The organism is Chloroflexota bacterium (assembly GCA_011322445.1).
GTDB lineage: Bacteria > Chloroflexota > Anaerolineae > Anaerolineales > DRMV01 > DRMV01.
On the sequence record DRMV01000020.1, the window covers coordinates 1 to 22,256 of the forward strand.

The 22,256-nt window shown below is 59.7% G+C and carries 17 protein-coding genes; 13 read left to right on the forward strand and 4 right to left on the reverse strand.

The window, feature by feature from the left end; all coding sequences use genetic code 11:
• Nucleotides 1-495 precede the first annotated feature (495 nt).
• Complete coding sequence (locus ENJ54_03245; GenBank protein ID HFC08864.1) at nt 496-2,328, forward strand: ABC transporter ATP-binding protein; 1,833 nt, start codon at nt 496-498, stop codon at nt 2,326-2,328.
• A gap of 106 nt (nt 2,329-2,434) precedes the next feature.
• Nucleotides 2,435-4,252, forward strand: coding sequence for an ABC transporter ATP-binding protein (locus tag ENJ54_03250; protein ID HFC08865.1), 1,818 nt, complete (start codon nt 2,435-2,437; stop codon nt 4,250-4,252).
• Between the two features lie 299 nt (nt 4,253-4,551).
• Here ENJ54_03250 and ENJ54_03255 read toward each other — a convergent pair whose 3' ends face one another.
• Entirely contained in the window at nt 4,552-6,030 is a 1,479-nt protein-coding gene (locus ENJ54_03255; protein ID HFC08866.1) for a CoA-acylating methylmalonate-semialdehyde dehydrogenase, read from the reverse strand.
• Nucleotides 6,031-6,193: 163 nt separating this feature from the next.
• On the opposite strand from ENJ54_03255, the gene ENJ54_03260 reads away from it, so the two are divergent.
• The 10 genes from ENJ54_03260 to ENJ54_03305 all read left to right on the forward strand — a co-directional run bounded on the left by ENJ54_03260 (nt 6,194) and on the right by ENJ54_03305 (nt 18,112).
• Nucleotides 6,194-6,682 carry an Lrp/AsnC family transcriptional regulator gene (locus ENJ54_03260; GenBank protein ID HFC08867.1) on the forward strand — a complete coding sequence of 163 codons (489 nt, stop codon included), beginning with the start codon at nt 6,194-6,196 and terminating at the stop codon, nt 6,680-6,682.
• A complete protein-coding gene (locus ENJ54_03265; GenBank protein HFC08868.1) occupies nt 6,675-7,790 on the forward strand; it encodes an ABC transporter ATP-binding protein in 1,116 nt (371 codons plus the stop codon). The genes ENJ54_03260 and ENJ54_03265 overlap by 8 nt, the downstream gene beginning before the upstream one ends.
• 3 nt (nt 7,791-7,793) lie before the next feature.
• Nucleotides 7,794-8,672 (forward strand): ABC transporter permease, encoded by an 879-nt coding sequence (locus ENJ54_03270; GenBank protein ID HFC08869.1) that lies wholly within the window; start codon nt 7,794-7,796, stop codon nt 8,670-8,672.
• The gene (locus tag ENJ54_03275; GenBank protein ID HFC08870.1) at nt 8,669-9,556 is read left to right on the forward strand and encodes an ABC transporter permease; all 888 of its coding nucleotides are present in this window, start codon (nt 8,669-8,671) and stop codon (nt 9,554-9,556) included. The genes ENJ54_03270 and ENJ54_03275 overlap by 4 nt, the downstream gene beginning before the upstream one ends.
• Before the next feature lie 41 nt (nt 9,557-9,597).
• Nucleotides 9,598-10,752 carry a spermidine/putrescine ABC transporter substrate-binding protein gene (locus ENJ54_03280; GenBank protein HFC08871.1) on the forward strand — a complete coding sequence of 385 codons (1,155 nt, stop codon included), beginning with the start codon at nt 9,598-9,600 and terminating at the stop codon, nt 10,750-10,752.
• 104 nt (nt 10,753-10,856) lie between these two features.
• Complete coding sequence (locus ENJ54_03285) at nt 10,857-12,131, forward strand: FAD-binding oxidoreductase (GenBank protein ID HFC08872.1); 1,275 nt, start codon at nt 10,857-10,859, stop codon at nt 12,129-12,131.
• 58 nt (nt 12,132-12,189) lie between these two features.
• Nucleotides 12,190-13,500, forward strand: coding sequence for an aspartate aminotransferase family protein (locus tag ENJ54_03290; protein ID HFC08873.1), 1,311 nt, complete (start codon nt 12,190-12,192; stop codon nt 13,498-13,500).
• A 57-nt stretch (nt 13,501-13,557) separates the two neighbouring features.
• Nucleotides 13,558-15,432 (forward strand): aldehyde:ferredoxin oxidoreductase, encoded by a 1,875-nt coding sequence (locus ENJ54_03295; protein HFC08874.1) that lies wholly within the window; start codon nt 13,558-13,560, stop codon nt 15,430-15,432.
• 173 nt (nt 15,433-15,605) lie between these two features.
• Nucleotides 15,606-16,775: a hypothetical protein gene (locus ENJ54_03300; protein HFC08875.1), complete on the forward strand. Its 1,170-nt coding sequence runs from the start codon at nt 15,606-15,608 to the stop codon at nt 16,773-16,775.
• An 86-nt stretch (nt 16,776-16,861) separates the two neighbouring features.
• The gene (locus tag ENJ54_03305; protein HFC08876.1) at nt 16,862-18,112 is read left to right on the forward strand and encodes an aspartate aminotransferase family protein; all 1,251 of its coding nucleotides are present in this window, start codon (nt 16,862-16,864) and stop codon (nt 18,110-18,112) included.
• A 196-nt stretch (nt 18,113-18,308) separates the two neighbouring features.
• Here ENJ54_03305 and ENJ54_03310 read toward each other — a convergent pair whose 3' ends face one another.
• Entirely contained in the window at nt 18,309-18,980 is a 672-nt protein-coding gene (locus ENJ54_03310) for an HAD family hydrolase (GenBank protein ID HFC08877.1), read from the reverse strand.
• A gap of 349 nt (nt 18,981-19,329) precedes the next feature.
• Here ENJ54_03310 and ENJ54_03315 point away from each other — a divergent pair, with 349 nt between their 5' ends.
• On the forward strand, nt 19,330-20,259 hold the full coding sequence (locus ENJ54_03315; protein ID HFC08878.1) for a hypothetical protein: 930 nt from the start codon (nt 19,330-19,332) through the stop codon (nt 20,257-20,259).
• A 112-nt stretch (nt 20,260-20,371) separates the two neighbouring features.
• Here ENJ54_03315 and ENJ54_03320 read toward each other — a convergent pair whose 3' ends face one another.
• Both ENJ54_03320 and ENJ54_03325 read right to left on the reverse strand, forming a co-directional pair.
• Nucleotides 20,372-21,766 carry a hypothetical protein gene (locus ENJ54_03320; GenBank protein HFC08879.1) on the reverse strand — a complete coding sequence of 465 codons (1,395 nt, stop codon included), beginning with the start codon at nt 21,764-21,766 and terminating at the stop codon, nt 20,372-20,374.
• Between the two features lie 31 nt (nt 21,767-21,797).
• On the reverse strand, nt 21,798-22,256 hold the full coding sequence (locus tag ENJ54_03325; GenBank protein HFC08880.1) for a pilus assembly protein: 459 nt from the start codon (nt 22,254-22,256) through the stop codon (nt 21,798-21,800).

Sequence of the window (22,256 nt, forward strand, 5' to 3'; positions counted from 1 at the left end):
ACGGCTCAAACGAGCCGGTGCTCGATGGACGCCATACGGGGCTGAAATGACCGCCAAAGCGCGAGCAGCCTGGTTGAGCGATGCTTGGTCTCCCACCACCGGCTGGCCCCTTGCTGCCTGATTCTACAACTTATGAGTGCTCCCTTTTCGGGCACAGATGCCCCACAGCGCCGAATTTGTGGTAAACTTGGGGTGTACGAAATTCTAACGAAAGGAGGCGCGCGATGGTCTACAAACTGCGACAGGCCTGCTCTTTGCATCGCGTTCGCGCGCCTGGAAGCGGATGGCTTAGCCCCCGCTGACGATCCTTTCCCCTGTCCATCCGGCCACAGCGCGCGCTGTGGCTTTTTTGTTGTTGGTGTACCGGGCGCGCGAGCCCGGGATTGGCGGGAGAGTAGCGGGCGCTGGGCAGCCCCTGCCCTGGTTGGGGGCACGCTCAGGCAGCCCTGCTTGTCGGGTTACCGCATCACAGAAGCAAACACGGAGCGCAAAAACATGACATACGCCCTTCGTCGCCACCCTCTTGACCTGCGCCGCGTGGTGGGCAAAAGCCGCCTCGCGGGGCTGTGGTACATGATGCGCGGCTATCGGTTGGCCTACGTTGGGGCGACGCTGGCCCTCGCGCTGGCGACCTTAGCGAAAACTGCCACCTATTTGCTGCTGCGCTATTTTGCCGATTTGCTGACGCACCAGGAAGCCCCTATCCTGGGGCGCACGCTTCCCCAAGCCTTTGCCTGGGTGGGGGTGGGCTTTGTGTTGTTGGCCCTGGGGCAGGGGCTGTTTTCTTTCCTCTCCGGGCGACTCTCGGCTTATACGGCCGAAGGCATTGCCCGCCGCCTGCGCGATTACCTGTTCGACCACATTCAGCGCCTGAGCGTGGCCTATCACACGCACGTTTCTACCGGCGATCTGGTCGAGCGCACCACTTCCGATGTCGATGCGGTGCGCCGTTTTTTTGCCGACCAGGCGATTGGAGCGGGGCGCGTGGTGCTGATTTTCGTCATCAACTTTCTCGCCATTTACCACCTCTACGCCAGGCTGGCCTGGATTTCGGTGCTGGCCGTGCCGTTTGTGCTGGTGCTTTCCCTGGTGTTCTTCCGGCGGGTTTCCCGCGCTTACGAAGCCTACCAGCAGCAGGAATCGCGCCTGACCACCACGTTGCAGGAAAACCTGAGCGGCGTGCGGGTGGTCAAAGCCTTTGCCCGACAAGATTATGAGAAGCGGAAGTTTGAGCGCGAGAACTGGCAAAAGTATGTGCTGGGGAAGCGCCTCACTTTCATGCACAGCCTCTTTTGGCCGATCTCTGACCTGGTGCTCGGCGCGCAGATTTTGGGCGGGTTCGTGTACGCCGCACTGCTCGCCATTCACGGCCAGATCACCGTGGGTACATACCTGGCTTACGCCGGGTTGGTTGGCTGGTTGGTGATGCCCATTCGGGGCCTGGGGCGGATGATCGTGCAGGGGTCCACCGGGCTGGTTTCCTATGGGCGCCTGGTGGACATTTTGAAGGAAGCCCCCGAGCCGCTGGAAGACGGCGACTTTGTGCCCGAAACGCCGCTGCGCGGCAAGGTGGTTTTCGAGCACGTCGGTTTTACTTACGAAGACGACACCGTGCCTGCGTTGGAAGACATTACCTTCCGTTGTGAGCCGGGGCAGGTGGTGGCTTTGCTGGGCTCGACGGGTTCGGGCAAAACCACGCTGGTCAACCTGTTGCCCCGCTTTCACGACTACACGGCCGGGCGCATTTTGCTCGACGGTGTGGAACTCAAACGTTACCCCAGGGCATGGTTGCGCCGCCAAATTGGCATTGTGGAGCAGGAGCCGTTTCTGTTTAGCCGCACGATTTGGGAAAACATTGCCTACGGGGCGGGGCGCGAGGTGACGCGGGCAGAAATCGAGGCCGCGGCGCGCACTGCCGCTATTCATGATGACATCATGGCCTTCCCCGACGGCTACGACACCCTGGTCGGCGAGCGGGGGGTGACGCTTTCCGGCGGGCAAAAGCAGCGCGTCGCCATCGCGCGCGCGCTGCTCAAAGCCCCCCGCATCCTGATTCTGGACGAAGCCACCGCCAGCGTAGACACCGAAACCGAAGCCGCCATTCGCGACGCCCTTGCCCGCCTGATGCAGGGCCGTACGACCTTTATCATTGCCCATCGCGTCCAGTCGGTCATGCACGCCGACCTGATTTTGGTGATGGATAAGGGCCGCATCGTCCAGCAGGGCACCCATGAGGCCCTCATGCAACAGGAAGGCATGTACCGGCAGATTTTCGAGATCCAGACGCGCATCGATGAGGAATTGCGGAAGGAACTCGCCAGGGTGTGAGCGGGTGCTGGCGCGCCGCGACGCCGCGGGCTTTCCCCCGCCTGAAACCGCCTGCTACCCGCACGCTCTCCATTGGAATGCCCAACACTGAAACACGGAGATTCCTATGCCAGACACCAGTTTTGAAGAAGAGGAATACACTTCTCAAATCACCATGCCTGTGGTGCGGCGCATTTTGGGGCTGTTGCGCCCTTATTGGCCGCAGACGCTGGCTTTTTTGGTTGCCATCGGGCTGACGTCGTGGATGGATTCCTACTTCACTTACATCAACAAAGGCATCATCGACCAGGGCATCGTCCGCCACGACATCCACGCCCTCTACCGCCTGGCGGTGCGCTACGGCATCGTCCAGGTGGCGCAGGCCGCGATGGTGTTCACGTTCATCTACCTCGCAGGCTTGCTCGCCGAGCGAATCGAGTATGACCTGCGCCGTCAGACCTTCAACCATTTGCAAGACCTCTCACTGGCGTACTACGTACGCCAGTCCGTGGGACGGCTCATTGCCCGCGTGACGTCAGATTCCCGCAAAGTGGCTGACCTGGTGACGTGGGGCTTCGTTGATACCGTTTGGGCGATTCTCAACATCATCACAGCCACCATTTACATGCTCATCATCAATTGGAAACTGGCGCTGATCGTGTTCGCAATGGTGCCTGTGCTGGTGTATGTCGCCATTGAATTCCGTCAGCGCATTCTGGCGGAGTTCCGCCGGGCGCGGCGGATGAATGCGAAAATTACCGGCGCGTACAACGAAACGATCACCGGTGTGCATGTCGTCAAGGCGCTCAATCGTGAAGAGAAGAACCTGGATGAGTTTCAGGTGCTCACTCGCGGCATGTACGAAGCCTCGTACCGCGCGGCGTGGCTTTCGGCGCTGTTTCTCCCCGCGGTGCAGTTTGTGGCAGCGTTGGTGCTGGCCGTCATCGTGTGGTATGGCGGCTTGCAGGCGTTGCATGGTTCGCTGACGGTGGGTGGCATTCAGGCTTTCGTCTCTTACGTGACCATGATGCTCTGGCCGGTGCAGGATTTAGCGCGCGTGTTTTCCGAATTGCAGCGCGCCATCGCCGGTGGGGAACGCATTTTCACCCTGCTGGATACCGAGCCGCAGGTGCAAGACCGCCCCGGCGCGGTACCTGCGGAAACCCTACTGGGGAAAATCGAGTTCGACCATGTTGCCTTCTGGTACGAGCCGCGCAAGCCGGTGATCCGCGATTTTTCGCTCACCGTCGACCCCGGTGAAACCATCGCCATTGTGGGGCCGACGGGCGGCGGCAAGACCACCCTGGTCAACCTGCTCTGCCGCTTTTACGAGCCACGGGAAGGCACCATCCGCATCAACGGGCGCGACTATCGCGACTACACGTTGGAAAGCCTGCATCGCCGCATTGGCATGGTGTTGCAAACGCCGCACCTCTTCAGCGGCACCATCCGTGAGAACATCCGCTATGGCCGGTTGGAAGCCACCGATGAAGAGGTGGAAGAAGCCGCGCGCATCGCCGGCGCGCACGATTTCATCACGCGGCTGGAGAAGGGCTACGATACGGAAGTCGGGGAGGGCGGCATTTTGCTTTCCACCGGGCAAAAGCAACTCATCAGCCTGGCGCGGGCGGTGCTGGCCCAGCCCGAAATTTTCGTGATGGACGAGGCCACCTCCAGCGTGGACACCCTCACCGAGGCGCTCATTCAGCGCGGCATGGAAGCCCTGCTGGAAGGCCGGACCAGTTTCATCATTGCCCACCGGCTGAGCACCATCCGACGCGCTGACCGCATCATCGTGCTGAAGGCGGGGCGCATTGTGGAAATGGGCACCCACGCCGAGTTGCTGCGCTTGCAGGGACATTATTACCGTATGTACACGCAGCAGTTCAAAGCCGAGCGCGCTCGCGCCTATGGCGACCTGGGCGTTTTGGCGGCAGAGTTGTAGCCTCCGGCTACGACCCGACACGCAGCCGCCTTCCAGAGCCTGGTTTTTCTGGGCCTGGAAGGCGGCCTTCGCATAGCCATAATATCCCAAGAAAAAGGCGATAGCAAGCGCACGCGTTCCTCGCAAAAGCCAAGCAGAACGCTCAGGATACGGAAAACGACCCTGTTGCCCGCGTCGTCAATCGCGACGATGCAGCATTCGACGCGCCTGAGGTTGGGGAGCCATCTCCTCGTTGGTTACGAAGCGTGCCCCTGCCGGGGCAGCGCGCCTTGTATGTGCGTGGTGGTGGCGTTTTGGGGTTAGAACTTACGCGACCATTCCTTCAGCCAGCGTTCGATAACTACTTTGGTTTGGGTGTAGAATTCCACCGCGTGCGCCCCTTGCGCGTGCACAGTGCCAAAGAAACTTTCGCGCCAGCCGCTGAAGGGGTAGAAGGCCATGGGCGCAGCCACGCCGATGTTGATGCCCACGTTCCCCGAAAGCACTTCATAGCGGAATTTGCGCGCGTGCCCGCCGTTGTTGGTGAAGATACACGCCATGTTGCCGTAGCGCATGTTGTTGATAATTTCCAGTGCTTCGTCCAGCGTGTCCACCTTCATCAGCCCCAGCACTGGGCCAAAGATTTCGGTTTCGAAGATGGTGGTGCCGGGCTGGATGTTGTCGAGCACGGTGGGGCGCAGGAAGTAGCCGTTTTCCAGGCCGGGGATGACCGCGCCGCGGCCATCGTAGAGCACCTTTGCGCCTTCCTCGATGCCTTTGGCAATCAGCCCTTCGATGCGTGCCTTGGCCTTGGGGGAAATCACCGGCCCCATCTGCACGCCATCGTCCAGGCCATAGCCCACCACGCGGTTGCGCGCGGCTTCCACGATGCCTTCCGCGAAGGTGTCGTGGGCTTCCCCCACGCCGATGACCAGCGCAGTGGCAAGGCAGCGCTGGCCTGCGTTGCCAAACGCGCTGTCGGCCAGAATGCGGATGGTCATTTCCATGTCCGCGTCGGGCATCACCACCGTGGGGTTCTTCGCGCCGCCCTGTGCGAGCACTCGTTTGCCATTTTGCGCCGCTTTCGCATAGATATATTTCGCCACCGGCGTGGAGCCAACGAAACTGACGGCCTTGACGTCGGGGTGGTCGAGCAGCGCGTTCACCGTGTCGGCGGCGCCATTCACCAGGTTGATTACGCCCTTGGGAAAGCCGGCCTCTTCGACCAGGTCCATCACCCGCTGCATGGTCATGGGCGTGCGCTCGGAAGGCTTGACAATGACCGTATTCCCCGTAGCGACCGCGTAGGGCAAGAACCAGAAAGGAATCATGCCGGGGAAGTTGAAGGGGGAGATGATGGCGGTCACGCCCAGGGGCTGGCGGAACATGTATTCGTCAATGCCGCGAGCGATGTCTTCGTTGGTGCCGCCCTGCATCAGCATGGGAATGCCCACGGAAACCTCGACGTTCTCAATGGCCCGCTTCATCTCGCCTTTGGATTCCTTGAAAGTTTTGCCGTTTTCGTTGGTGATGATGCGGGAAAGTTCATCAATGTGCTTATCGAGCAGGGCTTTCAGGCGGAAGAGGTACTGAATGCGGTCTTCGGCGGGGGTGCGCCGCCAGGCAGGGAAGGCTTCCTGCGCGGCCTGCACCGCCAGCGCGACCTCGCCGGGCGGGGAAAGCGGCACGGTCGCCAGCACCTGTGCGGTGGCAGGGTTGACGACTTCCAGATATTCGGCACCCGCAGGGGTGTGCCACGCGCCATTGATGTAGTTGCGGAGGGTTTTGGGGCTGCTCATACGGACTCCTCGTGCGGAAGGATGGGCCGCCGCGGCGAAAGAGGCGGCGGAATGGGTGCGAACAACGCAATTATACACCTTTTCTGCTGCGTTTTCATTAGAAAACCCTTGTATCTCTACGAAATATGTGCTATACTCCCGCCCAATATAAGGAGTTCGTAATATGACTTTAGATCACATTGACCACGAAATCATTCGCATGTTGCAGCACGACGGGCGCACGCCGTTCACCGAAATTGCCAAGGCTTTAGGTATTTCGGAAGGGACGGTGAGAAACCGGGTGGCCCGCCTCACGGAAAATCAAACCATTCAGGTCGTGGCGTTGATCGATCCGTATCGGTTAGGCTTCGATGCTGCGGCATTGATTGGCGTTTCGGTGGAGCCGCCGTTGATTGAGGCCGCTGCCGAGCAGATCGCCCGTTTCCCCGAAGTCAGCTATTTGGTGCTGGTTTCGGGGATGTTTGACTTAATCGTCGAGGCTTTGTGTCGTGACCGTGAGCACCTGGCGAATTTCCTCAGCCAGAGCCTCCATCAGGTGCCGGGGGTGAGGAGCACGCAAACTTTCGTCATTTTGCGGACGTATAAGATGGCCTATGGCGCTCGGCCAACTTTGCATCACCCTGAGCCTTCATCTGGGAGGGACCATGAGTGAGTACGCTGTGGAATTGCGTGAGGTGGTCAAACGGTTTGGCGAAACGGTGGTTGCCGTCAATGGCATTTCGTTGCGTATTCGCGAGGGGGAATTCTTTTCGCTGTTAGGGCCCAGCGGTTGCGGCAAAACTACCACGTTGCGTTTGATTGCTGGCTTTGAGATGCCGACCAGTGGCTCGGTCAGGATTTACGGCGAAGAGCAGGGCTACTTGCCGCCTTACCAGCGGCCGGTGAATACCGTGTTTCAGAATTATGCCCTCTTCCCGCACATGACCGTGGCGCAAAATGTGGCCTTTGGCCTGGAAATGAAGAAAGTGCCTAAAGATGAAATCAAACGGCGGGTGGCCGAGGCGCTGGAACTGGTGCGGTTGACCGGCAAGGAAAACCGCCGTCCGAAGCAGCTTTCCGGTGGGCAGAAGCAGCGCGTCGCGCTGGCGCGGGCGTTGGTCAACCGCCCCAAGGTGCTGTTGCTTGATGAGCCGCTGGGTGCCCTGGATTTGAAGCTTCGCAAGGCCATGCAGAGCGAGCTCAAAGCGTTGCAAGAGCAAGTGGGCATTACCTTCATCTACGTTACCCACGACCAGGAAGAAGCGCTGGTGATGTCGGACCGCATTGCCGTAATGAACGAAGGTAATGTGTTGCAAGTGGGAACGCCGGAGGAGATCTACGAACACCCCCAGAGCCGTTTCGTGGCCGATTTCATTGGGAAGACCAATTTCATCCCTGCTGAAGTGGTGGCGCTGGGCCAGGCCAGAGCCGTGCAGGTGAAGTTGCGGGATGGTACAGTGGTGGAGGGAAGCGCGCCGCACGCCCTGGAGGTTTCTCAGGGGGATCAGGTGGTGCTCTCGATTCGGCCAGAGAAACTCTACATCACCCCGGTGGGGGAGCGCCCTCAGGTTCGGAATGCTGAAGCCCTTTCGCAGGTAGACGCTCGGCTGGTGAAAATGTTTTACGTTGGCTCGGAACGGCGCTATGTGGTGAAGTTAGCGGATGAAACGGAGGTCGTCGTGCAGGTGCAAAACGTCGACCGCAGCGCGCGACGATGCCGAGTAGGCGACCAGGTGTCTTTACACTGGCGGGGGCAACATGCTCGCTTGTTGAAGGAGTAGCACATGAAGAAGTTCCTGACCCAACTTCGGAAGCGGCCTTCATTACAAGCCTGGCTGCTCTTGCTCCCTTCTGCTTTTTGGTTGTTTGTCTTTTTCATTGCCCCCTTGGGGATTGTGTTGGTTTATAGCTTTCTGGAGCGCGGCACTTATGGGGGCGTGGTTTGGCACTTTACGCTGGAGAATTATCGGCGCACTTTCGACCCGTTGTATCTGCATACCTTTTTGCGGTCGTTCTACATCGCTGCTGTGACGACCCTGGTGACCTTGCTTTTGGGCTATCCGCTGGCCTATTACATTGCCAGCCGTCCCCCCAAGCGCAGGGGCACCTTGGTTTTGGCACTGATGATTCCGTTTTGGACCAACTTTTTGGTGAGGACGTATGCTTGGCTGACCATGTTGCGCACTCACACAGGGCTGATCAATGTCACTTTGATGTCCCTGGGGATCATTCACAAGCCTTTGCCTTTGTTTGGTAATGACTTTGCTATTGTGATTGGTTTGGTTTATGGATGGTTGCCCGACATGGTGTTGCCAATTTACGCCACTTTGGAACGCCTTGACCCAAGTTTGTTGGAGGCAGCGATGGATCTGTATGCCTCTGGGCCTAAGGTGTTTCGACGGGTCATCTGGCCGCTTTCATTGCCGGGGGTCGTAGCGGGGTCGATGCTGGTGTTTATTCCCTCTCTCGGTGCATTTGTGACCCCTGCCATTCTGGGCGGCGGCAAAGCGTTGATGATTGGGAACATCATCAGCAATCAATTCCTGGCCGCTCACGACTGGCCGTTTGGCGCGGCCCTCTCGTTTGTGATGATGGCTGTAATGTTGGCGGCGACATTGGTGTACTTCCGCATGACTTCGGGTGAGGAACGGAGGCAGCTATGAATGCACAGGCGTCTTCTCGGCGGAGCAACATGGCGCGCTTGAAAAAGCGCTTGGCTGAGTTCTCTTTTACCACTTACGGCGTTCTGGGCTATCTTTTCCTTTACTTTCCTATCATCATCCTCGTTGTTTTCTCTTTCAACGATTCTCGCTCAACAGCCTTGTGGGCAGGGTTTAGCACACGCTGGTACGTGGCGATGGCCCACGACCATCAAATCATCCTTTCTTTGTGGAACAGTCTCTTTGTGGCAGTGGTTTCCACCACCATTGCGGTGATTATTGGCACTCTGGCTGCGTTGGCGATGGAGCGGTACCGCTTTTGGGGAAAACTGATGATGGATGCCGTGCTCTATTTGCCCATCATCATCCCTGATATCGCGATGGCGATTATGCTGCTGATTTTCTTTGACGTCAGCGGCATCGGTTTTGAGCCATGGCATGTGAATTTCTTTGGAGTGCATCTGGCTGTGCCTTATTCGGTCATTATCGGCCATGTGGCGTTCAACATTTCGTTTGTTGCCGTGGTGGTGCGGGCGCGGCTGGCGCAGATGGACCAGGTGCTGGAAGAGGCTGCCCAGGATTTGTACGCTGACCCCTGGCGAACATTCTGGCGGGTGACGTTCCCCATGCTGTTGCCGGGCATTTTAGGGGGTGCGTTGTTGGCCTTTACCCTCTCGATGGATGACTTTGTCATTACTTTCTTTACCAGTGGGGCTGGCTTCAACACCTTGCCCGTGCGTGTGTTCGGGATGATCAAGAAAGGCGTTACACCGAAAATCAACGCGGTTTCTACGGTCATGTTGCTCTTTTCGCTGTTGTTGGTTGCTGTTTCTCTGATCTTGAGTCGAGGAGGTGAGGAAGACACGTCAACAAATATCGCACTTTAGTTTGAGAGACCAACTCATTCCTTTACCTTGGAGGAGAAAAGATGATGAAGAAGTCTTTGCGAGTTTCGTTGATCGTGCTTGTAGCCCTGGCGTTGATTTTGGCGGCTTGTGGCAAACAAACGGCTACACCGGCGGCGACCCAGGCTCCGGCGCAAAATCAGGGTGCGCCCGCGGCCACCGAGGCGCCTACCGTTGCACCCCAGGCGGTCCAGCCAGCCAAGCAAATTGTGTTCTACAACTGGTCTGACTATATCGATCCCAAGGTGTACGAGCTCTTTGAGAAGGAAACGGGCATCAAGGTTGTAGAAGACAATTTCTCCAGCAATGAGGAACTGTTGGCAAAATTGCAAGGCGGGGCTAAGGGGTATGCTCTGATTGTGCCGTCGGACTACACGGTCAAGATCATGATCGATCAACACATGCTGGCCCCGCTGGATAAGGACAAAATCCCCAACATGAAGAATATTGCGCCGAAGTTCCGCGATGTTTATTATGACCCCGGCAACAAATATTGTGTACCTTATCAGTGGGGTACGACGGGGATTGGCTACCTGTCCGATAAGGTCCAAAAGCCCGATAGCTGGAGCGTTTTCTTTGATCCCGACCCCAATGCGCCGTGGTATGGCCGCATGACCATGTTGGACGATGCTCGTGAGGCTTTTGCCGCTGCCCTGGTTTATCTGGGTTACGACATCAACACCACTGACGAGAAGCAACTCGAGGAAGCCAAACAAGCGCTGATTCGGGCCAAGAAAGCCCTCTCTGGCTATGACAGCGACACTTACGAAGACCTGCTGGCTTCCGGCGAAAACCTGATTGCGCACGGTTGGAACGGCGATTTCCTGCAGGCGCAAGAGGACAACGAGAACATTGCTTATACCATTCCCAAGGAAGGCGGCGTGATTTGGGTGGACAATGTTTGCATCCCGGCCAGCGCGACCCCTGAGCAGAAAGTGGCGGCCGAGATGTTCCTCGACTTTATCCTGCGCCCTGATATCGGCGCGATGATTTCGGAATACAACTACTACGCCACCCCCAATAAAGCCGCGGAAGCGAAGTTAGACCCCGATTTCCTCCACGACCCCGCCGTTTACCCGCCCCAGGAAGTGATGGACAAATTGCAGTTCATCAAGCCGGTGGGTGATGCAGAAGGTTTGTTCCAGCGGATGTGGGACGAGGTCAAAGCCGCTCCCTAAGGTTTTCACTTACAGGCCCTCTGAGGGAGCGCCACTGCGCGGTCTCAGAGGGCCTTTCTGTGCCCCTTGGTGGCCTGTTGTTTTGTTTTGATGAGGCTTTTCCCATGAAAACCACGCCTTTTTGGCCCGATGATTACCCTCGCCCCCACGATTTGCCGGTGGCGGCCGCACTGCCTTCCCATGTGGATGTGGCCGTGATTGGCGGCGGCTATGCCGGCCTGAACGCCGCCTACACCTTGGCAAAGCATGGTACGTCGGTAGCGGTGCTGGAACAGCACACCATCGGCTGGGGGGCGAGTTCCCGCAACGGTGGCATTACCGGTTGCGGCCTGAAGCAGGGTATGCCCACCATTTTCAAGCGTTATGGCGAAGCGCGTGCCCGCGTGTTTTGGCAAACGTCCCTCGATGCGCTGGAAATCATCAAAGCGCTGGTGCGGGAAGAGGGCGTTGATTGCGATTGGCAGCAGCGGGGCGACCTGTCGGTGGCCTACAAGCCTTCCCATTTCGAGGGCATGAAGGCGCGCGTGGCGTGGCACAAGAAGGTGTTGAACCACGAACTGGTGCTGCTTTCGCGCGACGACCTGCGGGGAGAAATCGGCAGCAGCGCGTATTACGGCGGGGTGCTCGATCCCCATGGCGCGGGGTTGCATCCGGCCAAACTGGTGTTTGGCCTTGCACGGGTGGCCGCCCGCTATGGCGCGCAGTTGTGCGAGCACGCGGAGGTCAAGCGGGTGCAACCTACGGGGCAGGGCTATCTGGTGCATACTTCGCAGGGCGTGCTGGCTGCCCGCGAGGTGGTGGTGACCACCAACGGCTACACAGGCCGCTTCATGCCGCAGGTGCGCCGCCTCATCGTCCCCGCGGGGAGTTACAGCATTGTCACCGAGCCGTTGCCCCCCGACCTGCAACGGGAAATCAGTCCCAAGGGGCGCGTGTTTTGGGATTCCAAATGGTTTCTCAACTATTTCCGCCTCACCCCCGACGGCCGTTTGCTGTGGGGTGGCCGCAACGACCTGAGCACCGATCTGAATTTGCACAAAAGCGCCCGCATTTTGCACCAGCAGATGCTGCGCGCTTTCCCGCAATTGCAGGGCTATGCCGTCACCCACACGTGGACGGGGCAATTGGGCATTCCTTTTGATCTGATGCCCAAGGTGGGACGGCTTCCCCACGGCATTCACTACGCGGTGGGCTTTGGCGGCCACGGCTTGCACATGGCGCTTTACACCGGTCGCGAGGTCGCCCGCCTGTTGCTGGGGCAAATTAGCAGCACGCCTTTTGCGGAAATCCCGCAAACGCGGTACTTCTTCTACCACCACAACCCGTGGTTTATGCCGCTGGTGGCGTATTACTACCGCGCCCGCGATTGGCTTTCGTAAACCATTTCCCCGTAAACCATCGACCGACGTTTCCACCCTATCTCTCGGAGAGTTTCCCATGACGATTCAAGGCAAGAAAACTCACGATCTGTTCGAAGAAGCCAAACGGTATATTCCCTACGGCGTGAACTCCAACTTCCGCTACTGGGGCGACGAAGACACCGTCATCGTGCAGCGCGGCGAGGGTGCTTACATTTGGGATATGGACGGTAAGCGCTACATTGACTACCGCCTTGCCTTCGGCCCCATCATTTTGGGGCACGCGCATCCCAAGGTCAACAAAGCGGTGGCGGAAGCCATCCAGAGCGGCATCCTGTTCGCGTGGACGACGCCTTACGAGGTCAGCCTGGCCGAGCGCATTGTGCGCCTGACCGGTGTGGACAAGGTGCGCCTGACCAACACCGGCTCCGAGGCCACCATGCACGCGCTGCGCATTGCCCGCGCGTACACCAACCGCGAGAAGTTCATCAAGTTCGAAGGCCAGTACCACGGCCAGGTGGACTATTTCATGTTCAGCACGGCTTCCTCGCCGGCGCGGGCGCTGGGTTCCCGCCGCAGCCCGATTTCCTCGCCCACCACGTCGGGCATTCCGCTGGATATCCACCAATACGTCATCAACCTGCCCTTCAACGACTTCGAGGCGGTGGAACGCACCGTGCGCGACAAGTGGGGCGAGATTGCCGCGATTTTCGTCGAGCCTATGCTGGGCAACGCCGCGGGCATCTTGCCGGAACCCGGCTTCCTGGAGCACCTGCGCAAGTTATGTGACGAATATGGCATTGTGCTGGTGTTCGACGAGGTTAAGACGGGGTTTCGTATAGCCAAGGGCGGCGCGCAGGAATACTTCGGTGTAAAAGCCGACCTGGTAACCTACGCCAAGGCTATGGGCAACGGCTTCCCGATTGCCGCCATCGCGGGCAACGAAGAGGTAATGATGACCGTGCAACCCGGCGCGATGGCCCACGGCGGCACGTATTCCGGCAATGTGGTGGGTGCAGCTGCAGCGAATGCGGTGCTGGAAGCCCTGGAAACCGAGCCAGTCATCGAGACCATCTGGCAGCGCGGCGAAGCCCTGATGAAGGGCATTGACCAGATTTTGGGCGAGGAGGGCATTCCTCACGTCGTGACCGGCCTGCCGCCCATGTTCAGCATCATGTTGGGCAGCGATGAAGCGCCCAAGGATTTCCGCGGCTATCTCAAGACCGACGGCGAATTGTACGAGGAAATCGCCATGAACCTGATTGCTGGCGGCGTGATGCCCGATTCCGATGGCCGCGAGCCCTGGTTCCTCTGCGCGGCGCTGAGCGAAGAGGACGTGGCCGAAACCCTCAACGTCTTCCGCGATGCAGTAAAGGCCGCGAAGAAATAGGTGGCGTGTTGGGGCGGCGACGCGCGCCGCCCCCTTCCCCGGCATTTGGAGGTTCCTATGCCCTATGGCTATCACGGCAAGATCTTGCACGTTTACCTCGACGAAGGCCGCCTTGAGGTGGAAACCCCGCCTGAGTCGTTTTACCGCACCTATGTGGGCGGCAGCGCATTAGGCGCGTACTACCTGCTCAAACACACCTCACCCCATGCCGACCCTCTGGGACCGGAAAACACCCTCACCGTGGCCGTCAGCGTGCTCACCGGCGCTTCGTTGGGTGGGCTGAGCCGGGTCACCCTGACGGCCAAATCGCCCCTCACCGGCGCGATCGGCGATTCCGAGTCGGGCGGCTTTTTCCCCGCGGAGATGAAATGGGCGGGCTTCGACGCTTTCGTGTTCCACGGCCAGGCCCCCGAGCCGGTGTACCTGTGGGTGCACGAGGGCGAGGCCGAACTGCGCCCCGCCGGTCACCTCTGGGGCAAGACCACCGGCGAGGTGGAAGACCTGCTCAAAGCGGAATTAGGCGACCCGAAGGTGCACATCATGCAGCCCGGCATCGCGGGCGAAAACGGCGTGCGTATGGCCGCGGTGATGACCATGGCCAACCGCGCCAACGGCCGCACCGGCATGGGCGCGGTGATGGCCAGCAAGCGCCTCAAGGCCATCGTGGTGCGCGGCAAGGCGCGCCCCAAAGTGGCCGACAAGAAAAAACTCGCCGAACTCGCCCGGTGGGGCGGCAAGGCGTTCCCTGAATCCGATGTGTACGGTATGGGGCTGTACGGCACCGCGGAAATCGTGCGTTCCCAGAGCAAGAACGGTGGCCTGCCCACCCACAACTGGGAAAGCGGCACCTTCGAGGGCGCAGAGGCCATCGACGGCAAGACCATGGCTGAAACCATCCTCAAGGAACGCGATACCTGCTACGCCTGCCCCATTCGCTGCAAGCGGGTGGTGGAAGTTACCGAAGGCAAATACAAGGTCGACCCGCGCTACGGCGGCCCCGAATACGAAAGCCTGGCCACCTTGGGCGCGTATTGCGGCATCGATGACCTCAACGCGGTGGCCTATGCCAACCAGTTGTGCGCCATGTACGGCCTGGATACCATTTCCGCCGGCGCGACGATTGCCTGGGCCATGGACGCCTTCGAGCACGGCTACCTGACCACCGCGGACACCGACGGCGTGGAACTGCGCTTTGGCAACGCGGACGCGCTCATCACCATGATCGAGAAAATCGCCCGCCGCGAGGGCTTTGGCGACATCCTCGCCGAGGGCTCGGCGCGCGCCGCGGAGAAAACCGGCCGCGGCCATGAACTGGTGGTCACGGCCAAGAAGCAGGAACTCCCCGCGCACATGCCGCAGGTCAAGCGTTCTCTGGGCCTGATTTACGCGGTCAACCCCTTCGGCGCCGACCACCAGTCCAGCGAGCACGACCCGTCGTACAACTGGTATCCTGAACGCATGGCGCAACTCGGCCTGACCAACCCCCAGCCCAACGACGTGCTCAACGAAGAGAAAGTGCGCTTCGCCTTAGTCACCGAGTGGCTGTATTCCGCCATGGATACGTTCAACGTCTGCCAGTTCGTCTTTGGCCCCTCGTGGCATCTCTACGACGTCAGCCAGTTAGTGGAAGCCATCAACGCCATCACCGGGTGGGATCTGGACATCCCTGCGCTGTTGAAAGTGGGCGAGCGGCGACTGAACCTGCTGCGCGCCTTCAACGCCCGCGAGGGCTTCACCCGGGAAGACGACAAACTGCCGAAAAAACTCTTCCAGCCCCTCAAGGGCGGCAAGACCGATGGCGTCGCGCTTACCCCCGAAGAAATCGAGCAGGCCAAAGACCTTTATTACCAGATGGCCGGGTGGGACGAAAACGGTATCCCCAAGCCCGAAACCTTAGCCAAACTCGGCCTGGATTGGATTGACCTCGGCTAACCGCAGAGACGCAGAGGCGCGCAGAGGCGCAGAGGGAAAGAGCGAGTTGCGGATGGCGAGTTGCGATTTGTGATTTGCGATTCGTTCAATCGGTGCCAATCTGTGCAATCTGTGGAGGTTTCTCTGCGTCATCTGCGGTTTCCCAAAAATCTTCTCCTCTGGAGGCTTTCCCCATGCGAATCGTCGTTTTGGGCGGCGCGGGCAAGATGGGTTCCATTGCCGTCAGCGCCCTGAGCAAAGAAGACCGGGTGGACGAAATCGTGATCGCCGATTTCAACACTCAGGCCGCGCAAGAGGTGGCCGATTACATCGGCAGCCCGAAAATCAGCGTGCAGTACGCGGACGTCAACGACCACCAAGGGCTGGTGGAGGTGCTGCAAGGCGCCGACGCCTGCCTGAACGCCACAGTGTATTACACCAACCTGCAGGTGATGGAAGCCTGCCTGGAAGCCGGGGTGCACTACACCGACCTGGGCGGCCTGTTCCACACCACGCTGAAGCAACTGGAACTCAGCGACCGCTTCGCCGAGCGCGGCCTGAGTGCGGTGCTGGGGATGGGTTCCGCCCCGGGCATCCCTAACATCCAGGCGCGCTACGCGGCCGACCGGCTGGACACCATGGAATACATCCACATCTACGACGGCATTAAGCCCCCGCCGCCGGACGACCTGCGTTTTACCTACGCGGTGCCCACGATTTTGGACGAAATGAACCTGCCACCGATGGTTTACCGCGATGGCGAGTTCGTGGCCGTGGAGCCATTGACCGGCTTCGAGGACTACCAGTTTGCCGAGCCCCTGGGTATCCTGCCCATGCACTACTCGCTGCATTCCGAAGTCGCCACCCTGCCGCGCACGTTCAAAGAAAAAGGCGTGCGGGAATGCTTCTTCAAGATCAACTACTGGGGCATGGCCAAGGAAACCGTCGAGAAAGTGCGCGTGCTGGGCGAATTCGGCTTCAACAGCACCGAGCCGGTGGACGTCAAAGGCACGCCCGTGGTGCCGCGCGATGTGCTGGTGGCCATGATGAAGAAATTCGTGCCCTCGGTGCTGGAATTCCTGGCCCCGCCGAAGAACCAGCCCCCCGACTGGGTAAAAGAAATCGTCACCGAGGTCAAAGGCACCAGGGACGGCAAAGAGGTGGTTTACCGCCTGGGCACGCTGACGGTGAAAGGCGCGCTGCCCACCGGCACCGCGCCCGCCTTAGCCGCCATCTGGCTGGCCGAAGGCCGGGTGCCCGCGGGTGTGCACCCGCCGGAAGCCGCGCTCGACCCGGTGCCGTTCTTCAAGGATTTGGAAAAGCACGGCATCGTCACCCGCGTGACCGTCACCGAGCCGGTCTAAAGGCAACCGTCAGGGCTTCCCCGTGGGGCGGGGCAGTGTCCCGCCCTGCAGGTGCCCCGATGTGCCATCCCCTCTGGAGGAAAAGCATGAGCGCATCTCCTCTCGAACACCTTTCCCCCGTCTGGACCCACCTGACGGAAATTCAGCCGGTGCGCGCCGAGCGGATTTACCTGTACGACGCCGAGGGCAACCGCTACATGGATTTCACCTCGGGCATCGGCGTGACCAGCACCGGCCATTGCCACCCGAAAGTGGTGCAGGCCATCCAGCAGCAGGCCGAAAAACTGATTTTTGGCCAGATGAACATCGTCATCCCCCCGCCCGCGATGGCGCTGGCCGAGGGGCTGAACCGCGTCACCCCCGACCCCATCGACACCTTCTTCTTCTCCAACTCCGGCGCGGAGGCGGTGGAAGCCAGCGTCAAACTCGCCCGCCAGGCCACCGGCAAGCGCAACATCATCGTCTTCCAGGGCAGTTTCCACGGCCGCACCGCCCAGACCATGGCGATGACCACCTCCAAATACATCTACCGCCACCACTACCAACCCCTGCCCGCGGGTGTGTTCGTCGCCCCTTACCCCTACGCCTACTTCTACGGCTGGGATGAGGAAACCACCACCGACTTCTGCCTGAAGCAACTGGACTACCTGCTGCACGGCCAGACGCCCCCCGACGAAACCGCGGCTTTCATCATCGAGCCCGTGCTGGGGGAAGGCGGCTACGTGCCCGCGCCCGCGGGCTTCCTGCAGGCCCTGCGGAAGTTGGCGGACGATTACGGCATTTTGCTGATTGCCGACGAGGTGCAGTCGGGGTTTGGGCGCACAGGCAAATTCTGGGCCTTCGAGCACGCGGGCATCGTGCCGGACATTGTGGTGATGGCCAAGGGTATGGGCAGCGGGATGCCGATTTCGGGCATTGGCGCCAGCCGGGCGCTGATGGAAAAGTGGGAACCCGGCACTCACGGCGGCACGTACGGCGGCGGGGCGGCGGTTTCCTTAGCCGCCGCGGTGGCGACGTTAGACGTGCTGCAAAGCGAAGGGCTGGTGGAAAACGCCGCGGCGCGCGGCGAGCAGTTGGTGGCGGGCTTGAGGGCCATTCAGGCGAAGCACGGCGTGATAGGGGATGTGCGCGGGCTGGGGTTGATGGTAGCAACGGAATTTGCGGACGCGGCCACCGCCAAGGCGGTGCAGAAAGCCTGCCTGGAGGAAAACCTGCTGCTGCTGACGTGCGGGACGTATGGGAATGTGATTCGGTGGATTCCGCCGCTGGTGGTGAAGGAAGAAGAGGTTGCGGAAGCGCTGAGCATCTTCGAGCGCGCGGTGGCAGCGGTGGGGTAGTGAAAGATCGCATTGGTATGTGCTGGTTTTGCCAGTGACGCGTTGTTCGCTTAAACGGGGAACAGGGGGTGAGAATGGAAACACCAGGCGGTGCTTTTGCACCGCCTGGTGCTTTTGCGTTTGTGGGCCGACGTTTTGCCACCGCCAGGATTTAGGCCAGGGGGGCGCATGGCGAAAGGGCAGCCAGGGCTTAGTTTCAGGCAATGATTTCCCACCCTCGCTGGATGGCGGTCTGCCGCAGCGCTTCATCAGGGAAAACAGCGACAGGATGCGTGACGGCTTCCAGAAGCGCCAGGTCGGTAATGGAATCGGCATAGGCCCAACTGTCTATCCAGTCGGCAGGAAGGCCGTGCGAGCGTAAGTAGGCCCGGGCCTGGATGAGTTTCTGTTTGTTGAGTGTCGGGGGTGGGATCACGCGCCCGGTGTAGCGGCCATCCACAATTTCAAAGCGCGTGCCCACGGCATGGGGCACGCCAAGATGGCGGGCGATGGCGGCCACCAGCGGGAGAGGGGCAGCCGATACCAGGACGACCGTATCGCCGCGTGCCAGGTGTTCTTTCAGCCGGGCGCGCACGGGCGCGTGCCAGGTGCCTTCCAGGTAATGCTGTGCTATCCAATCACCGATGGCAGCGGCTAAGGCTTCGCTTTCGCCCCGCAGATACCATCCTAAGTCCGCTGACCAGCGGCGGCGGAACGGCTCTTCGCCGAGCAATCCGGCCTTCCGCAAGAAATAGAGGGGGTAGTGAACAGCGAGGTAAGCCCAGTGGGTGCCGCGTTTCTGCTTACGGGTTTTGAAATATGCCATGAGCCCGCCCCACACATGGGCTGACGTCAGGGTACCGTCGATATCAAAAAATGCCAGGGCCATTGATGCCACCTTTCCGTTGGAATGCTACCCCAGTTTAGCACAAAATGCTGACGAGAGGGCTGCTGCGGTTTGGCCTGGCAGCGAGGAAATGGCTTCTTTAGACCTGAGCAGCGAATGAGCCCGTTGAGCGGAGATTGCGGAGCAATCGCCACGGAAACGCACTGTTGGCAGCGTTTCGTGCTTCGACTTCGCTGCCGTCGGTTGCTCCGCTCAGCAGGAAACGCTGCCAGAGATATTATCTGAAACTGAGGTTCTTTACACAATCTTGACCTTCCGTTGATGAGAACATCACGGGCCGCCGCTATACTGGGGGCAGTTGAGAGATATTCATCCTTTCAGGAGGTTTTGTATGAACAGGACACTCAAGGTAGTTTTGGTGGCAGTGGGGGGTGTGATGCTGTTGGCAGCCGCTTTTGTGGCGGGTGCCTGGGCTATGCGCGGGGCTTCAACATCTTCGCCTGCTGCGGCCACACAGGAAGGCGCCGCTGCTGGACGGCGGGGCAATGGCAACATGCAGGGCAACGGCTCGGCTCAAGGGCAAAATGGTAACGGCGCAATGCGAGGCGAGAATGGCTCGGCGATGGGCAGCAATGACGAGATGGAAGGCAATGGCCCCACCGCCATGGGTAGCGGCAATGGTGGCATGATGGATAGCGATGACGAAATGATGGGCAATGGCTACGGCAACGGTGGCGCGATGATGGGGGGCGGCTATGGCAATGGCGAGATGATGGACGCCTATGCTTCCAATCCAGAAGCCCAACCGCTGACCCTACCCGAAGCCCAAAGCGCAGTGGAAGCCTATTTGCAGCGTTTAGGGAACCCTGATTTGCAACTTGGCGAGGTCATGATTTTCGACAACCACGCCTATGCGGAAATCATAGAGAAATCGACCGGCGTTGGTGCTATGGAAGTGCTGGTTGATCCGGCCACCCGCACGGTTTACCCCGAGCCGGGGCCCAACATGATGTGGAACCAGAAATACGGCCGGCGCGGCAACGGTGGCATGATGGGCTACGGCGCAGCAAGCACGACCCCTACGGCTGACATGCCCATCACCCCGGCAAAAGCACGCCAACTGGCCCAGCAGTTCCTCGACCGTAATTACCCCGGTGTGCAGGTTGCAACAGAAGCCGACCCCTTCTACGGCTATTACACCTTGCACACCTTGAAAGACGGTCAGGTGATTGGCATGTTGAGTGTCAACGGCTACACGGGGCAGGTTTTTCTGCACACCTGGCACGGCAAATTCATCACGATGAGTAACGAAGCCCACTGAGGCTGATAGAAGCAGGTTCGTTGGTTTATCCGACAAAAGCGCACCGGCCGAGAGGAAGCAACCCTCTCGGCCGGTGACCGCGCTGAGGAAACAGGGGGAAGCGGGTGGAAAGCTACTTTGTGACATCCAGAACGGGAATACCGAAGAAATAGGTGGAGTCGTACCGTAAGGTGATTTGGGAATGCCCGTGGATGCGCACGGTGTCGCAGATGATTTGCAAAATTCCTTTAGTGTCCGGGTCGTCATCGGAGGGGTAGGAGGAATCGTCGGGGCTGACGCCTTCGTGCCCTCCAATCATGCAGCGCGCATGCCCGCCGTGATACCGGGAAACCGGCCCGGGGGCGTAGATAGTGCCCCTCAACACGATGGCACCCTTGCCGGTGATTTTTACGTAACCGGGGTTCTCAGGGGGAAGGTAAAAGAGCATGCCGCCCCACCGGTTTCCTGCAGCATCAACGGCCTGGGAAGAGCCTTTTAGCGGGGCTTGTAAGTTCACCTCGGCATGATGGATTTTGACCGAGCCTGAGTGGAGGTAGAAAAACACGCCCTGACCTGTCACTTCCACAGGGCCTGCATGTGTGTCGTGTGATCCCTCGTGCTCGCCGCCGGCGTGGTCGCTGCCGGAAATCTGCAAATCTCCGTCGAGGCAGTAAATACCTGGCTCGAACACAGCGTTGCGGTTGACGTGAATGCCACGAGGGTAACGACCGGGCCAGTAGTGGCCGTTTTCGTAACGCCCTTCTTGCGCGCACACGGGGGTGGGCAGTTGAGGCAATATCATGTGCGGATATCCCCCTTCGGGAAGGGGCGTGATGCTGATGCCGCCGCCGCCGTGCCCGCCGATGAAGTAACTGCGCTCGCCATCGGCGACGGTGTGAATGTAATCGGCCGTAACGGCGCTGCCGGGGTGCCCTTTAGCAAACAAGGCCACGCAGGCGCCGTGGCTGCCACCGCCTCGTCCTGAGGATGCAGTGGCGTCGGTGTTGCTGAAGATGCCGCCTTCGACATTCAACCAGCCCCCGTGCCCTAAGTGAATGTTAATTGCATTGCAGGCGTGCTCGTTCGTGGCCGCCAAGGCGTAGCCGTAAGCGATCTCTCGTTGAGGTGTGACCTTTACCTGGGCTGAGGCCTCGACCGGGATGGGGGTCTTCCGTACCACGTTAATGAAGGTACCTATGATGTTGGTTTTGACGGTGACGTCTACATAATACATTCCGTCTTTCTGCGTGATGGTGATGTCGTTAGCCGTCAGGGTGAAATCGTTATCGGCGGCGCGTCGGATGGCGGCCTGTTTGGCTTGTTGAATATCGCTGGCGCTGACGCCGTCTCTTTGCTGGGCGATGACCAGCGCTGCAGCCCTTGCCGCTGCATCTGCGGCGTTTTGGGCGCGCCGTTTAGCGGCAAAAAGGCGCCCGCCGTCGATGCCCAGCCCCGCCATGGCCAACAGCCCCACCAGGCTCAAAGCCAACAGAACGAGTGCTTGTCCTTGCTTGCCTCGAGAGAACATTTTGGACCTCCGGATAAGCCACCGTCCGCCATCAGCGACAGGGCGGACGTAAAATTGTTTGCACAGCCTCGCCAGTGATGTGGATTTCGCCACTGGGTGCAAAGAGCGTGGAAAAGGGGAAAATGAGCGGGAGCGTCATTTTGACCTGCACTTTGATGCCGTTACCCGCGCAGGCTGCGCCCTGGTAGATCACCGCCACTTCCACATCATTGGTGCGCGTCAAGAGCGAGCCCGCGCTTTCCAGGGTGCGCTGCCGAATGCCCGCCTCGTCTTGGGGGTATACCGTGCCATAGGCAACGCCTTCCTGGGCTGCATCGCTCAAAATGGCATGGTACATCAGGGCTCGTCCTACGTCTAAGAGCCCACCTGCCACCAGGAAAAGCACCACGACGAAAAGCGCGAATTCCAACAATGCCTGCCCCTGGGTAGGCCGGGGCCGGCTGCGTGTGCGGTGTTGAGAGGATGGGGCAGTAAGGTGTTGGAAAATCAT